This window comes from Haemophilus sp. HMSC066A11, from assembly GCF_001811665.1.
GTDB lineage: Bacteria > Pseudomonadota > Gammaproteobacteria > Enterobacterales > Pasteurellaceae > Haemophilus > Haemophilus influenzae.
The window spans coordinates 114,771-128,067 of the sequence record NZ_KV805856.1 but is presented as its reverse complement, the minus strand read 5'-3'; the positions used below and the strand labels follow the sequence as shown (position 1 = coordinate 128,067).

Sequence of the window (13,297 nt, the reverse complement as noted above, 5' to 3'; positions counted from 1 at the left end):
ATAACATTCACGACCAGTTTTCTTGCAAAATTGCAAATTAGAGAGAAAAAATGTATCAAGTTCTTTTATTTATTTATGTTGTTGTCGCGATTGCCTTGATCGGGTTTATTCTCGTTCAACAAGGTAAAGGGGCGAACGCAGGCGCATCTTTTGGTGGTGGCGCATCAGGTACAATGTTTGGCTCTGCTGGTGCAGGTAACTTTTTAACACGTACTAGCGCGATTTTAGCAACCGTATTTTTTGTTATTGCTCTTGTTTTAGGTAACATGAATTCACATAAAGGCAATGTTCAAAAAGGTGCTTTTGACGATTTATCACAAGCTGCAGAGCAAGTTCAGCAACAACAAGCAGCTCCAGCGAAAGACAATAAAAATAGCGACATCCCACAATAAAATAGGATTAGCATAAAAATTAAAGCTCTGGTGGTGGAATTGGTAGACACGCTATCTTGAGGGGGTAGTGACCACAGGTCGTGCGAGTTCAAGTCTCGCCTAGAGCACCAAATTAAAAAATATACAGCACTAAAAGCATTACAAAGCCTTGATTCTACTGAAATCAAGGCTTTTTTATTCCCTATACGACTCCACTATAAACACTATCGAACCTTAGAATTTTAGTAATAGACTTAATAATATATTCACACTAAGGCAAAAAAATCTATTACTAAAACAGCATAGAGACTTGTAAATACTAGGATTATCGCCTAGTTTGTTATATTACTAAGTAGGGCTATTTTATGGCATACTTAACAAATCCGCTTTCTGACACCCAAATTAAAAAAGCAAAACTGAAAGAAAAAGATTGCTCCTACTTTTACAAACGATTCACGAATACATCCATAACTAAAAGGACTAAGCCCTGTAGATTACAGAGCTTAGTCCTTGATTTCATAGTCTAACTTTTTCAATGAAAATTATTTTTTACATTAAAAATGCGGTATTATTCCGCATTGTTTTTCGATTTAATAATGGCGTAAACCACACCTGTTGATAAAGCACCAATCGCAATTGCACCAAGATATTTCAATGGCTCAGACACAAATGGAATGACAAATAATCCGCCGTGCGGAGCTTGTAAGGTAATATTTAATCCCATTGAAATCGCACCAGCCACCGCACCACCAATCACAGAGCTAATAATGACTCGAATTGGATCTGCTGCCACAAATGGTAATGCACCTTCAGAAATAAAACATAAACCAAGAACAAATGATGCTTTCCCTGCATCGCGTTGGCTAACGGTAAATTTATTGCGAGCAATCCAAGTGGCAACTGTCATACCAATTGGAGGAACCATACCTGCGGCCATTGCCGCAGCCATTGGTGTATAAACTTGGGAAGCAATCAATCCAACCGAAAAAGTGTACGCTGCTTTATTTACTGGTCCGCCCATATCGATACACATCATTGCGCCGATAATTGTGCCTAAAACAATCGCATTCACTTCGCCCATTAAAGTAAGCCAATTACTTAGCTCTTTCATAATTTCAGCCACTGGTGGATTGATGAGGTAAATCATCGTCAAACCAACAATCATCGAACCTAAGAGCGGTAAAATTAAAATCGGTTTTAATGAAGTCAGACTTGCTGGAAATCGAATAATCACATTTAGCCCTTTCACCACATAGCCCGCTAAGAAACCCGCAATAATACCGCCAAGAATCCCTGCACCCGCTTCACTTGCCAGCATCCCAGCAATCAAACCAACTGCAAGTCCTGGACGATCAGCGATAGAAAATGCAATGTAACCGGCAAACACGGCAATCATTAACTTGAACGCCACACCACTACCGATATTTATCAACATATTGGGAAGATCTTGAAAAACTCCTGTATTTTCAATTACATTAAAACTGAACATAAAGGAAATCGCGATCAACAATCCACCAGCAACCACTAACGGTAACATATGAGAAACACCAGTCATTAAGTGTTTGTACACACCTTTTTTCTCACGGCTTTCTTCTTTCGTTCCCGCATTATTTCCACCATCAAAAATTTTGGCCTCTTTAAATGCTTTATCAAATTCTTGCTCAGTTTTCTTCAGGGCTAATCCTGTTGAAGTGCGGTACATTGGTTTACCTTTAAATTTATCTAAAGGCACGTCAATATCTGCTGCAACAAATACCAGATCAGCCGCCGCGACTTCTTCTGCAGTAATTTCATTGCCAGCCCCAACTTGACCACGGGTTTCAACTTTTACATTCCAACCTTGCTTTTTCGCATAGGCTTCAATCGCTTCGGCTGACATAAACGTATGTGCAACGCCAGTTGGACAAGCCGTTACCGCAACAATATTTTTTACACCAGAAACCCCCGTAAAACTCACCGCACTTTTCGGTGCAACATAATCAGCCCCATTGGCTAAGGCATTTGCCAACGTGACCTCAGGAGAAATCATGGCGATAGCTTCGCCGATAATAAAGACTTTTTTACCAACTAAATCGGGATTATTTGGTAAGACAGAACCAAATACAAGAACAAGATCTGCTTCGGCTGGTGTTTCTACAATAGAGACATTTGCTTTTTGTGCAGCTGCTCGAAAAACTTCATGTAATAAATAGGCTTTCGCATCGCCTACATTAGCTGATTGGGTTAAAAATAACTTCATACTATCCTTTAATCATCGTTATTTGTACTTTTTCTAAAATGGGGTCAAGTAAACTCAAATCACTCACACCGACATTACTTTGAGACACCGCAAAAGCGGACACAGCCGTAGCAAAAGCTAAGGTTCCTGCTTTAGATAAACCTTTTTCAAAACCATAAATTAAACCAGCTACCATGGAATCGCCTGCTCCAACGGTACTCACGACATTTTCACATTTTGCTGGTTCGGCTTTGAGCACGCCTTCATTATTAATCCATAAAGAACCTTTTGCACCCATTGAAATAATCACGTTTTCAATGCCTTCCGCTTTGAGTTGCTGTGCAGCGGCAATAATTTCTTCAAGACGATTTAATGAATGACCAACCCAAGCCTCAAGTTCTCGATGATTGGGTTTTACTAACCAAGGTTTCGCTTTTAATCCAGCGGTGAGCGCAGCATTGCTACTATCAAGCACCACTTTAACGCCAGCTTGATGAAGCTGCTTCAACCAATCAGCAAACAATTCAGGAGACACACCTCGAGGTAAACTGCCACAAACTGCGACAATGTCATAATCTAAACAATAAGCCAAAGAATCCGTTACAAATTGTTGCCAAACTTGTGGGCTTATTTGATATCCCAAGAAATTTAAATCTGTCACATCCGCTTCAGTCTCGGTAATTTTTACATTGATACGCGTTTTGCCATCAACACGGTGGAATTTATCTTCCAAACCGTGCTGATTAAACATTTGCTCGAAATCAGCTGAATTATCCTTGCCCAAAAAGCCACCGACTGCAACATTAACGCCTAAATCTTTTAGTACTTTTGCGACATTAATGCCTTTTCCAGCAGGGAATAAGCCCAATGTTTCTACCGTATTTACTTCGCCAAGTTGAATACGATTTAAACGCCCAACTAAATCATAGGCGGCATTTAAGGTAATGGTTACGACGCTTGCCATACTATTCCCCTAAACCCGATTCAATCACAGCACTGATTCCGTCAATAGCTTGTTGTGCTTCTTCGCCCGTCGCAACAAAACGTAAACGAGTCCCTTTCACTACGCCTAATGCCACAATTTTCATCAAACTTTTAGCACTCACTAATTGAGAATTACGATCAAGGTTTTGAACTGCTACGGAAGCATTATATTTCTTCACTTCGTTTACCAATATTGCACTTGGGCGAGCGTGCAAACCTTGCTCATTTTTAATCACAAACACGGCCTCAATGGCATTTGCTGGCAAATTATCATCTTCTGTTACCGCAGGTATGTGAATTTGATCGCCCATAATCTCAATGGTATCGGGTTCAGACGGTGGCACTGCCGAAACATTCTCTCCCAAGCCATTGGCTATCGCTTTGCCCAATGATTCTATCGCTTGTTTGGCATCTTCTCCCTCTGCCACAAAACGTAAACGATGACCTTGTGTTACACCAAGCGCAACAATCTTCATCAAACTTTTTGCGCTGACGACTTCACTTTCACGAGTAAGATTTTGCATGGTTATTTTAGAAGTGAATTTTTTCACTTCATTAACCAAATTTGCACTTGGGCGAGCATGTAAACCGTGTTCATTACGAATCGTAAAGGTTCCTACAACAGCACCTTCTACAGATTGAGTTTCAACATCACTCGATGAACCCAAAAGTGCGGTCAAAATTTCTGTTGAATTACCATTGAGCAAGGTTGTTTGAACATCGTCATCTAATAAACGCGCCAAAGTTGGATTAATTTGATCACCGACGGCTGAAACGGTTATCACGCCTTTTACGGCCTTGCCATTGTGGCTAAAAATTGTTTTAGCACGACTAAATGCTAAGGCATTTTTCACATTTCCTACGACAGAGTCCGTTACCCATAACCCTTTGCCAAGCGGTAATGCCGCATTATTTATCACTTCAGAAATAAAGCGATTTTCTACCGCACTTTGCACCTGTAATTGCCCCGCATTAATCGCAACTAAAGTTAATAAACTTTGGGTATTTACATCTAAACTGATATTGGCAGCAGGAATTTCAAATGGCTCAATTGTCTCGCCCATTAAAATCGCACAAAATTCAGCCACGTCAGTTATTTTTGCTAATTTTGCTGCGGTATCTTCATCGCTCAATACATGGGTTAGTTGGCGCAATAAGGACAAATGTTCATCAGAGCGTGCCGCAATACCAATCACGACATAAGCAATATTTCCTTCGCCCCATTCTATGCCTTGAGGAAATTGAAACACTTGCACGCCCGTTTTCTTTACCATCAAACGAGTATCCAAGGTGCCGTGAGGAATAGCGATGCCATTGCCTAAAAAGGTCGAGGTTTGCAGCTCGCGCGCTAACATTCCTTGCAAGTAACCATTTTCAACATTGTCTGCTTGAACCAATGCGGACGCTGCCATTTCAATTGCTTGTTGTTTATCAGCTGCATTAGCATTTAAATGAATGTTGCTTTCCGAAAGTTCTAACATTCTTGCTCCTTAATAATTTAAAAAGAAAGCTGCGGATGAAACAAATCGACCAGCAGCTTATTGAAAAACAATTATTTAGATGTACAGGCTTTCAGCAGCGCCTCACTACCTTGCACAATATATTCATCATTTTCTCCGCGAGCTTCGCCTTTTTGTAAATCACGCATCGCATCATAAATACCTTGAGCCATACTTTGCGAATCTACTTTTTCCCAACAGCTTACACTTAAACGTTTAAGATTAGCTTGCAATGCTTCCGCATGTAACACACCGCTATAATAAGCATATACATCAGAATCATGACCGCCTGTATAAAGTTTATCCTGAATTTGTTTCACAGGAACTAAAATACGACCTAAATACCAGTCATTCGCACCACTTGCAAAATTATCTACAAAGAAATTTTCATTCACACGACCTTTATATGTCGCCACAGTCGCTTCATAAGCAGCTGCATAGGATTTTTGATCGATTTTATCTTTATCTAAATCAATCACTTTTTTATCGTTCCCCATAAATGGAATATAGTTAGTAACCGATGACCAAGAAGAACAACCTGCCAATATTAACGTAAAAAATAAAACAGAGATTTTTTTAAACATAGTCATACCTGATTAAAGTTAATAAAACGCCGCCATTATACTGTCTGAAGGGGATTAAGCAAGGAAGCCTGTAAGGCTTATCTAGGCAAATGTTAATTTCGTATAAAATCAGTAAAATCAGACCATTGCTCAATACGAAAAGCGCGAATGTCTGTATAAGCCTCTTGAACGCCCTTTGGATGATAATCTTGAGTGTCTTTTACAACTAAATCAAAAGCAATCGCGTACATAGTTTTCCTTATTCAGCTTCGGGATCTTCAAGTAGGTGAGATAAGCGATAAATGTCTTTTTCACCAGATTGTAACAATGTGATATTCACCAACACATCACCATCTGGCAAAAATTCCGCAACCTCGCCAACCACATAAGGCACGCCAAATTGCCCAAATTGCTTAATACAGCCTGTTGGAATTTGTTGTCTTAGTTCCATATTTAACCTCAAATTTTTTATGGTTTTATAACATAATTTTGTAGAGAAATGGATAAAAATTTACCGCACTTCTACTCCTGCTCTTTTACTAAAGACACCAAAATCTGATCGATTTTAAAGTTTTCCGTATCAATCACTTCAAACTTGTATTTTCCGTAAACCACAGAATCGGTTTTTTTCGGGATTTTACGTAACATATACATCATAAAACCACTGATAGTTTCGTAGTTTTCTTCATCGGGAAAATAAGCAATATCTAATACTCGAGTTACCTCTTCTAATGGCGTTGCACCATCAATCAGCCACGAGTTTTCATCACGGCTCACAATATATTCTTCTTCGTTAGAAACCAATTCCCCCATAACAATACTCATCACATCATTTAGCGTAACAATACCCACTACAAGAGCATATTCATTCACAATAATCGCAAAATCTTCGCCAGTAGATTTAAACAATTCCAACACTTCGTAAAGAGAAAGCGTATCAGGCACAAATAGTGCTTTACGGAGTAGTTTAGGATCTGTGAGCACCACATTTTCATTTTGCAAATACATTGTGAGCAAAGTATGGGATTCGATATAACCTAAGATTTTGTCGAGGCCATTGTCACAAATCACAATTTTAGAATGGGAATTACGAGAAAGCGTATCCATCACTTCTTGGCGAGAAAAAGTGCGGTCTAAATATACGATGTTTTCACGGGTTGTCATTGTGGAAGTTACCGTACGGGCTTGCATATCGAAAATATTTTCGATCAAATAATGCTCTTGAGTTTTTAATACACCAGCTTCTGCGCCTGCTTCAACTACGGCGAAAATATCTTCAGAGGTCATGCCATCTTCACGCACAGTAGAAATGCGAAATAGACGGAAAAAGGCATTAGCAAGCGTATCAAAAAACCACACAAGCGGTTTAAACACATACATACTAAAATTCATAATACCCACAACGCGCAACGCCACCATTTCAGGATAAGTAATAGCAATTCGTTTTGGAATAAGATCGGCAAATAAAATAAACAAACAAGTCACTAATATAAAAGCGATTGTAGAGGCGGTTGGCTCAATCCAATTTCCTTCAAAAGAACGATTTAAAATATCTGCAATATAAGGACTTAGCGCACTTTCGCCAATTCCCCCACCCAAAATCGCCACCATATTCAACAAAATTTGAACCACCGTAATAAAACGACCAGGATGCTCTTGTAATTTAAGCACTTGAAGTGCGCACACATCGCCTTCATTTGCAAGAGATTGCAATTTTAACTTACGAGAACTCGCCAGAGAAATTTCAGCAGAAGAAACAACTGCACTACTTAAAATTAAAGCCACAATTGCCAAAATAGTATGAAATAATTCCATAATCATTACTCAAAAATATAAAAGAAAACGACCGCACTTTGCGACCGTTTGGGATATTACTTATCGCTGTCAAACCAGCCGCGAATAAATTGGATAGACAAAAATAATATCGCCAGCAAGAATACATATAAAATCCACGAAACAATCGGATTGCTTGGTGTGTCATCAGCAGTAATTTCTTTAATTGAGGTTGCATTACGATATTCATCCACGATCGTAATACGCCAACCATAGTATTTAATTTGCACAAGTTTGTTGTCATTACCCAAAGCCTGCGCTTCAGCCTGTAAATTGGCTGAGCCAAATTTGAAGTAGAACGGGAACCCCCAACGTGTATCTTCATTGCGATACACCATAATTTTGCCATCGTCATTTTGCGTATTGATGTAATACACATCGCGTGTTGGGCCATCAGCTGGATTCGATTTTGTGATGGGGCCATCCTTATCAACACGTTTAACTTCTACGCCAGTAACACGTGTCACATCGTAATGAGGAAATACATAATTCACTACGGAAAACATAAAACCGTGGAATAAAAAAACAACAATAAATAAGAAATATTTAAAAAACTTTCGCATACTTTTCCCTTATCAGAACTGTGCATTTATTCTACACGAATTTTAAATAAACGCTCGAAATTTTGTGTAGTGATTTGAGCAAACGCCTCTGCAGAAACGCCCTTTAAGGTTGCCACGTATTCACATACTTCTCTCGTATAAGCGGGTTGATTTTCTTTTCCTCTGTAAGGCACAGGCGCAAGATAAGGCGAATCTGTTTCCACCAATAAGCGTTCCATTGGTACATAACGAATAACCTCACGAATCGCTTCGGCATTTTTAAAGGTTACAATGCCAGAACAAGAAATGTAAAAACCTAAATCCAACGCTTTTTTCGCAAATTCCATGGTTTCCGTAAAACAATGAATAACGCCACCGCACTTTTCAGCATGCTGTTCGCGTAACATTGCAATGGTGTCATCGCCTGCAGAACGTGTATGAATAATCACAGGCTTATCTAATTGGTTTGCAATATCGATTTGGCTACCAAACACCACTTGTTGCGCCGCTTTATTGTCCGCACTGTAATAATAATCTAATCCAATTTCGCCAATAGCAATCACTTTCGGATCTTGCGCCAAACGCAATAAACGTTCTGCGTCATAAGATTCCTCTTCAAAATCAAGGGGATGAACACCACAAGCAAGCGAGACATTATTAAATTCCCGTAAAGAGTCATAAGCCTGCTCAAAACGGCTTAAGGTTACACCAATCGCAAGCAAATGTTTCACATCACGCGCGCGTGCTTTTTCCACCACATCTGCAATATTTTTGTGTAAATTTTCATAATCCAACGCATCTAAATGGCAGTGGGAATCAACAATGAACATAATTATTTTTCCTTATGCCTAAGGCTTTAACGCCATAGACGATATATCTTTAATTTATTGCGTTTCAAATACTTCTGTGACTAATCGCGTCAAGCCATCTAATAGCATCAATTCAACATTCACGCCATTAATCGTCAGCAAATCTGACCGCACTTGTTGCATAATTTTGATTGCTTGTAATAAACCAAGGGCAGTTTGCTCATTACTGAATTGTTCGATGCCACGCCCGAGATCCGCAACTTGTCGATGACTATCAATTTCAAGTTTATGTTTTAAACAATCAGAAAGAAAAGCCAAAATCCAATCCACTTGCTGAACATAGCGTTCTTTGTCAAACAACGGAAGCAATTCCAATGGCGAACGTCGGCGATAGAACACCCAAAATTGACGTAAGAAGTTTTTACGCTGTTCAATAAATCCTTCTTGTAACGTTTCTAATGCTAAAAGCGGTCTTCCAAGATTCATCGCAAGTGCGGTCAAAATTTCCTGATTTTCTACCGCACTTTTTGATTTCAACCAATCAACAGCCGTTTGTTCATTAGGCACGGAAAGATTCCACACTTGGCATCGACTGTAAATAGTTGCTAACAAACTTGCCGAACTATCCGCTTGAAGCAAAAAATAAGTATTTGGACGAGGCTCTTCCAATGTTTTCAATAATGCATTAGCAGCCGCTTCCGTTAAACGTTCCGCCCCTTGCACATACACCACTTTATTGCCGTTTTGTTGTGCGTGCTGCGCAACAATTTCATTAATGTCGCGTACTTGATCAACGCCAATATCCTTACCGTCAATGGGGCTTAATTCGTGATAATCTGGATGGCTATGGGCTTGCATTAAATGACAAGAATGGCATTGACCACAAGGTTTATCGCCTTGAGCTACACACATTATTTTCTGTGCAAGTGCATTAAATAAACTCTCTACGCCTAAACCAGAATCAGCTTTAATTAGCACAGCATGATGCCCCAACCCTTCGTCAAAGGTTTGAGCAATTTGATGATAAATTGGCGTTAGCCAAGGGTAAAGTGCGGTCATTTTTCGTTTGATTTCCACCAATTTTTAACCGCTCTTTCGATATCAGCTTGAACAAGTTCAATACTCTGCTCTGCATTAATCATTACTGCTTTTGGATTATCTTTTACTAACTCTAAATAGCGTGCTCGAGTACGGTGAAAAAAATCCAAATCCATTTGCTCAATACGATCTAATTCACCACGTCCACGAGCTCGCGCTAAACCGACAATCGGATCTATATCCAAATAAATTGTGAGATCTGGCTCAAAATCACCTAATACGGTTTCTTTCAAGGTGAGCATAAAATGAGGGTCTAATTGACGTCCGCCACCTTGATACGCCTGAGATGACATATCGTGGCGATCACCTACCACCCATTTTCCTTGCATTAAAGCAGGTTTAATCACGTTATCCACCAACTGAATACGAGCCGCATAAAGCATTAATAACTCTGCTTTATGTGTCACGGGTTCTTCGGTTTCATGTTTGATGAGATGACGTAATTTCTCTGCCAATGGTGTTCCACCAGGCTCGCGTGTAAATACGACATCTTGAATAGCAAGTTCATGCAAAACTCGCACAACAGACTGATGAGCAGAACTTTTCCCCGCACCTTCCAAACCTTCAATGACAATAAATTTTCCTTTCATATTTTCTTCCGCACTTTTATTTGGCATTTTTCTGACTGCGATACCAGCGTAAATATTCTTGCACCGCTTTGTTATGTTCATTCAAATTTCGGGTAAATTTATGCCCACCTGAACCATCTGCCACAAAATAATAAAAATCTGTTTTTTCAGGTTTTGCAACAGCCTGTAACGAACTTTCACTTGGCATAGCAATAGGCGTTGGCTGCAATCCATCAATCACATACGTATTATAAGGTGTCTTGGTTTCTAAATCTTTTTTGCGAATATTCCCATTGTAATTTTCGCCCATACCATAAATTACCGTTGGATCCGTCTGTAATTTCATTTTTGCTTTTAAACGGTTGATAAATACAGAGGCCACTTTTGCTCTCTCATTAGCAATACCCGTTTCTTTTTCTACGATAGAAGCCAAAATCAACATTTCATAAGGATTCGCTAAAGGTAAATCCTCATCGCGCTCGTTCCAAGCCTTATTTAATGCCTTTTTCATTCGCTCGGCCGATCGCTTAAGTAGCTCTAAGTCTGTGGATTTAGGCGTATAGTTATAAGTATCAGGATAAAGCCAACCTTCCACATTTTTTAGTTCAAGATTTTGACCGACATCTGGCAAGTCAAGTAATGTGAAAATGTCTTCGTTACTCTTATCTTTCAAGGTTTGCACCAAGTGCGGTGCATTTTCAAGATCTTTTCGCCAATCCTTGAAGGTTTTTCCTTCAATCCATTTTACATTGAACTGCACTTCCTTACCTGAATTAAGCAAATCCAGTAAATCTTGCACAGTTTTAACATTCTCAAGAGAATAAGTCCCTGCTTTTATTTTATTTAGCTCAGGTTTCAACTTCAGCAAATAAGGTAATAATTTCCCATCAGCAATTAACTTTTCTTGCTCAAAAAGTGTGGCTAATTTTGAACCTGTTGTGCCACGTTCAATAGTTAAAAGTTGATCTGCCTGCACATTTACTGGTGTTTTTACAAATTCAGTCATTTTGTAATAAGCAAAACTCGCCACGCCCGCTAAAATAAAAATTAAAAGTAAAATCGCAATTAAAAATTTCTTCATAAGCTATAAGAAAGAGAAAATAAAAAACAACAAAAGGGGCAATTAAGCCCCTTTATTTTTGATACTTTGTTATTTATTAAAATACTGAATATTCGCTCTTTTACGCAATGCTTTAACCCAATCGTTCGTCGCATCTTGTAATTGAGTATTTACTAAACGTTCATATGCTTTTTGTGTGTAGGCTTCTGCTGTAAGATCGCCATCACTTACGCCAGTTACTTCCAAAATATGCCAACCAAACTCAGTTTTAAATGGTGCAGAAATCACACCTTGTTTACTTTTCATGACGGTTTGCGCAAACTGTGGTGCATAAGTTTCTGGGAACGCATAACCTAAACTACCGCCATTCGCACCCGATAAATAATCTTTAGAATATTTTAAAGCCGCATCAGCAAAAGTTGTTTTACCTGCAATAATATCAGAACGAATTTTAGCTAATTGTTTTTTTGCTTGAGCATCATTTAACAATGGATTAAGTTTTAACAAAATGTGACGCACTTCGTATTCTTTACCTGTAACTTTTTGTGCAGTGCCTTGTGATTTTGCCTCATCCAACATTTTTTGACCAAGTGCAACCACTTCTTCACGCGTTACATCAATACTTTCTTGAATAGCTTTGTTACGTACAGCCCCCATCACCATTTGATTGGCAATTTGCTGACGGAATGTATTTAATGAAATGCCTTGATAATCTAACGCATCCAAAAATTGACCATAAGTTAAGCCATTTCTAGCTGCAGTGTCTTCCACAACACGATCGATTTCACGAGGATCAATTTTCACACCAGATTCTTGAATCGCTTTTTGCACTAAAAGATCATCAATAATTTTATCAAGTGCACTTTGGCGATCGCCTTTTTTACCCATATTGGCACGAACTTGGCTTTCTAAAATAGGAATACCATCTACTGTCGCGACAACACGTTCCTCCGCTTGTGCCATAGAAGTAAAAGCAACACAACCTAAAGTAGCCAATAAAAAAGATTTTAGAATAAATTTTTTCATTTTCATCTCATCAAAAAAGAGTCCATAACGTTGGTTAGAGTAACAATTCTATTGAAGGTTCACAATAGATAAGATTTATTTCCCTAGAATAGCAACTTCGTAACAGCCATCTTGTTTTTCAGTACGAACTTGTACAAGTTCATCACGGCTTGTTGGCACATTTTTACCTACGTAATCAGCACGAATGGGTAATTCACGATGGCCACGATCAACAAAAATCACTAATTCAATTTTTGCAGCACGACCAAAATCAGTAAGCGCATCCATTGCCGCTCGAATGGTTCGACCAGTAAACAACACATCATCAACCAAAATGACGGTTTTATCTTGAATATTCAAATATTGTGATGAACCACTATAAACTGGCATTTTATCTTCCTGATCAACCAAAGTTAAATCATCTCGATAAAAGGTAATATCCAGTTCCATTGAAGGTAAATTTATACCACTTAACTCTTCAACTCGACGTTGTAATAATTCTGCAATTTCCGCGCCACGGCGTTTAATTCCAACAATAACAAGATCATCTAAGGTTTGATGTTTTTCAATAATTTCGTGAGAAATACGCGAAATTGTGCGAAGAAAACGATCATGATCAATAATAATTTTTTCCATTTTTCCCAGCTTTATCAATAGTATTTCAATGCACAAAGTATAAAGAAAATACGCCTAAAAAGCGACGGCATTTGCACCATGTTTCTTGTTCGTTATACTATCCAAAACAT

General features: G+C 38.8%; 15 protein-coding genes and 1 tRNA gene. 2 read left to right on the top strand and 14 right to left on the bottom strand.

The window, feature by feature from the left end; genetic code table 11:
- Positions 1–50: 50 nt before the first annotated feature.
- Positions 51–392 carry a preprotein translocase subunit SecG gene (gene secG, locus HMPREF2813_RS01805; protein ID WP_014550409.1) on the top strand — a complete coding sequence of 114 codons (342 nt, stop codon included), beginning with the start codon at positions 51–53 and terminating at the stop codon, positions 390–392.
- A 24-nt stretch (positions 393–416) separates the two neighbouring features.
- Positions 417–502: transfer RNA gene (locus tag HMPREF2813_RS01800), tRNA-Leu, on the top strand.
- Between the two features lie 437 nt (positions 503–939).
- Here the strand turns inward: HMPREF2813_RS01800 and HMPREF2813_RS01795 are convergent.
- The 14 genes from HMPREF2813_RS01795 to pyrR all read right to left on the bottom strand — a co-directional run bounded on the left by HMPREF2813_RS01795 (position 940) and on the right by pyrR (position 13,187).
- A complete protein-coding gene (locus tag HMPREF2813_RS01795; RefSeq protein WP_070646937.1) occupies positions 940–2,610 on the bottom strand; it encodes a fructose-specific PTS transporter subunit EIIC in 1,671 nt (556 codons plus the stop codon).
- 1 nt (position 2,611) lies between these two features.
- Positions 2,612–3,553: a 1-phosphofructokinase gene (gene fruK, locus HMPREF2813_RS01790; RefSeq protein WP_014550407.1), complete on the bottom strand. Its 942-nt coding sequence runs from the start codon at positions 3,551–3,553 to the stop codon at positions 2,612–2,614.
- 1 nt (position 3,554) lies between these two features.
- Entirely contained in the window at positions 3,555–5,054 is a 1,500-nt protein-coding gene (fruB, locus tag HMPREF2813_RS01785; protein WP_014550406.1) for a fused PTS fructose transporter subunit IIA/HPr protein, read from the bottom strand.
- 71 nt (positions 5,055–5,125) lie between these two features.
- Complete coding sequence (locus HMPREF2813_RS01780; RefSeq protein WP_005662583.1) at positions 5,126–5,656, bottom strand: hypothetical protein; 531 nt, start codon at positions 5,654–5,656, stop codon at positions 5,126–5,128.
- Between the two features lie 92 nt (positions 5,657–5,748).
- Positions 5,749–5,886 (bottom strand): hypothetical protein, encoded by a 138-nt coding sequence (locus tag HMPREF2813_RS01775; protein ID WP_005686917.1) that lies wholly within the window; start codon positions 5,884–5,886, stop codon positions 5,749–5,751.
- An 8-nt stretch (positions 5,887–5,894) separates the two neighbouring features.
- The gene (locus HMPREF2813_RS01770) at positions 5,895–6,086 is read right to left on the bottom strand and encodes a DUF5397 domain-containing protein (protein WP_005649350.1); all 192 of its coding nucleotides are present in this window, start codon (positions 6,084–6,086) and stop codon (positions 5,895–5,897) included.
- A 71-nt stretch (positions 6,087–6,157) separates the two neighbouring features.
- Positions 6,158–7,456 (bottom strand): polyamine export protein PaeA, encoded by a 1,299-nt coding sequence (locus tag HMPREF2813_RS01765; RefSeq protein ID WP_014550404.1) that lies wholly within the window; start codon positions 7,454–7,456, stop codon positions 6,158–6,160.
- Between the two features lie 50 nt (positions 7,457–7,506).
- Positions 7,507–8,031 (bottom strand): DUF1523 family protein, encoded by a 525-nt coding sequence (locus HMPREF2813_RS01760; protein ID WP_005686921.1) that lies wholly within the window; start codon positions 8,029–8,031, stop codon positions 7,507–7,509.
- A 26-nt stretch (positions 8,032–8,057) separates the two neighbouring features.
- Positions 8,058–8,840: a YchF/TatD family DNA exonuclease gene (locus HMPREF2813_RS01755; RefSeq protein ID WP_005686923.1), complete on the bottom strand. Its 783-nt coding sequence runs from the start codon at positions 8,838–8,840 to the stop codon at positions 8,058–8,060.
- Positions 8,841–8,894: 54 nt separating this feature from the next.
- Complete coding sequence (locus HMPREF2813_RS01750) at positions 8,895–9,878, bottom strand: DNA polymerase III subunit delta' (RefSeq protein WP_014550403.1); 984 nt, start codon at positions 9,876–9,878, stop codon at positions 8,895–8,897.
- Positions 9,875–10,507, bottom strand: coding sequence for a dTMP kinase (gene tmk / locus HMPREF2813_RS01745; RefSeq protein ID WP_005686927.1), 633 nt, complete (start codon positions 10,505–10,507; stop codon positions 9,875–9,877). The genes HMPREF2813_RS01750 and tmk overlap by 4 nt, the downstream gene beginning before the upstream one ends.
- 16 nt (positions 10,508–10,523) lie before the next feature.
- The gene (gene mltG / locus HMPREF2813_RS01740; protein ID WP_048946797.1) at positions 10,524–11,567 is read right to left on the bottom strand and encodes an endolytic transglycosylase MltG; all 1,044 of its coding nucleotides are present in this window, start codon (positions 11,565–11,567) and stop codon (positions 10,524–10,526) included.
- Positions 11,568–11,636: 69 nt separating this feature from the next.
- Positions 11,637–12,572 (bottom strand): peptidylprolyl isomerase, encoded by a 936-nt coding sequence (locus HMPREF2813_RS01735; protein WP_041174596.1) that lies wholly within the window; start codon positions 12,570–12,572, stop codon positions 11,637–11,639.
- Between the two features lie 75 nt (positions 12,573–12,647).
- Positions 12,648–13,187 (bottom strand): bifunctional pyr operon transcriptional regulator/uracil phosphoribosyltransferase PyrR, encoded by a 540-nt coding sequence (gene pyrR, locus HMPREF2813_RS01730; protein WP_005626142.1) that lies wholly within the window; start codon positions 13,185–13,187, stop codon positions 12,648–12,650.
- Positions 13,188–13,297: the final 110 nt, after the last annotated feature.

Bases quoted from the DNA above. Each gene is read 5' to 3' on its own strand.
- HMPREF2813_RS01775 (WP_005686917.1), bottom strand. From the start codon at position 5,886: ATGTACGCGATTGCTTTTGATTTAGTTGTAAAAGACACTCAAGATTAT.
- HMPREF2813_RS01795 (WP_070646937.1), bottom strand. From the start codon at position 2,610: ATGAAGTTATTTTTAACCCAATCAGCTAATGTAGGCGATGCGAAAGCC.
- HMPREF2813_RS01765 (WP_014550404.1), bottom strand. From the start codon at position 7,456: ATGATTATGGAATTATTTCATACTATTTTGGCAATTGTGGCTTTAATT.
- mltG (WP_048946797.1), bottom strand. From the start codon at position 11,567: ATGAAGAAATTTTTAATTGCGATTTTACTTTTAATTTTTATTTTAGCG.
- HMPREF2813_RS01780 (WP_005662583.1), bottom strand. From the start codon at position 5,656: ATGTTTAAAAAAATCTCTGTTTTATTTTTTACGTTAATATTGGCAGGT.
- HMPREF2813_RS01760 (WP_005686921.1), bottom strand. From the start codon at position 8,031: ATGCGAAAGTTTTTTAAATATTTCTTATTTATTGTTGTTTTTTTATTC.
- fruB (WP_014550406.1), bottom strand. From the start codon at position 5,054: ATGTTAGAACTTTCGGAAAGCAACATTCATTTAAATGCTAATGCAGCT.
- HMPREF2813_RS01735 (WP_041174596.1), bottom strand. From the start codon at position 12,572: ATGAAAAAATTTATTCTAAAATCTTTTTTATTGGCTACTTTAGGTTGT.
- fruK (WP_014550407.1), bottom strand. From the start codon at position 3,553: ATGGCAAGCGTCGTAACCATTACCTTAAATGCCGCCTATGATTTAGTT.
- HMPREF2813_RS01755 (WP_005686923.1), bottom strand. From the start codon at position 8,840: ATGTTCATTGTTGATTCCCACTGCCATTTAGATGCGTTGGATTATGAA.
- tmk (WP_005686927.1), bottom strand. From the start codon at position 10,507: ATGAAAGGAAAATTTATTGTCATTGAAGGTTTGGAAGGTGCGGGGAAA.
- secG (WP_014550409.1), top strand. From the start codon at position 51: ATGTATCAAGTTCTTTTATTTATTTATGTTGTTGTCGCGATTGCCTTG.
- HMPREF2813_RS01770 (WP_005649350.1), bottom strand. From the start codon at position 6,086: ATGGAACTAAGACAACAAATTCCAACAGGCTGTATTAAGCAATTTGGG.
- HMPREF2813_RS01750 (WP_014550403.1), bottom strand. From the start codon at position 9,878: ATGACCGCACTTTACCCTTGGCTAACGCCAATTTATCATCAAATTGCT.
- pyrR (WP_005626142.1), bottom strand. From the start codon at position 13,187: ATGGAAAAAATTATTATTGATCATGATCGTTTTCTTCGCACAATTTCG.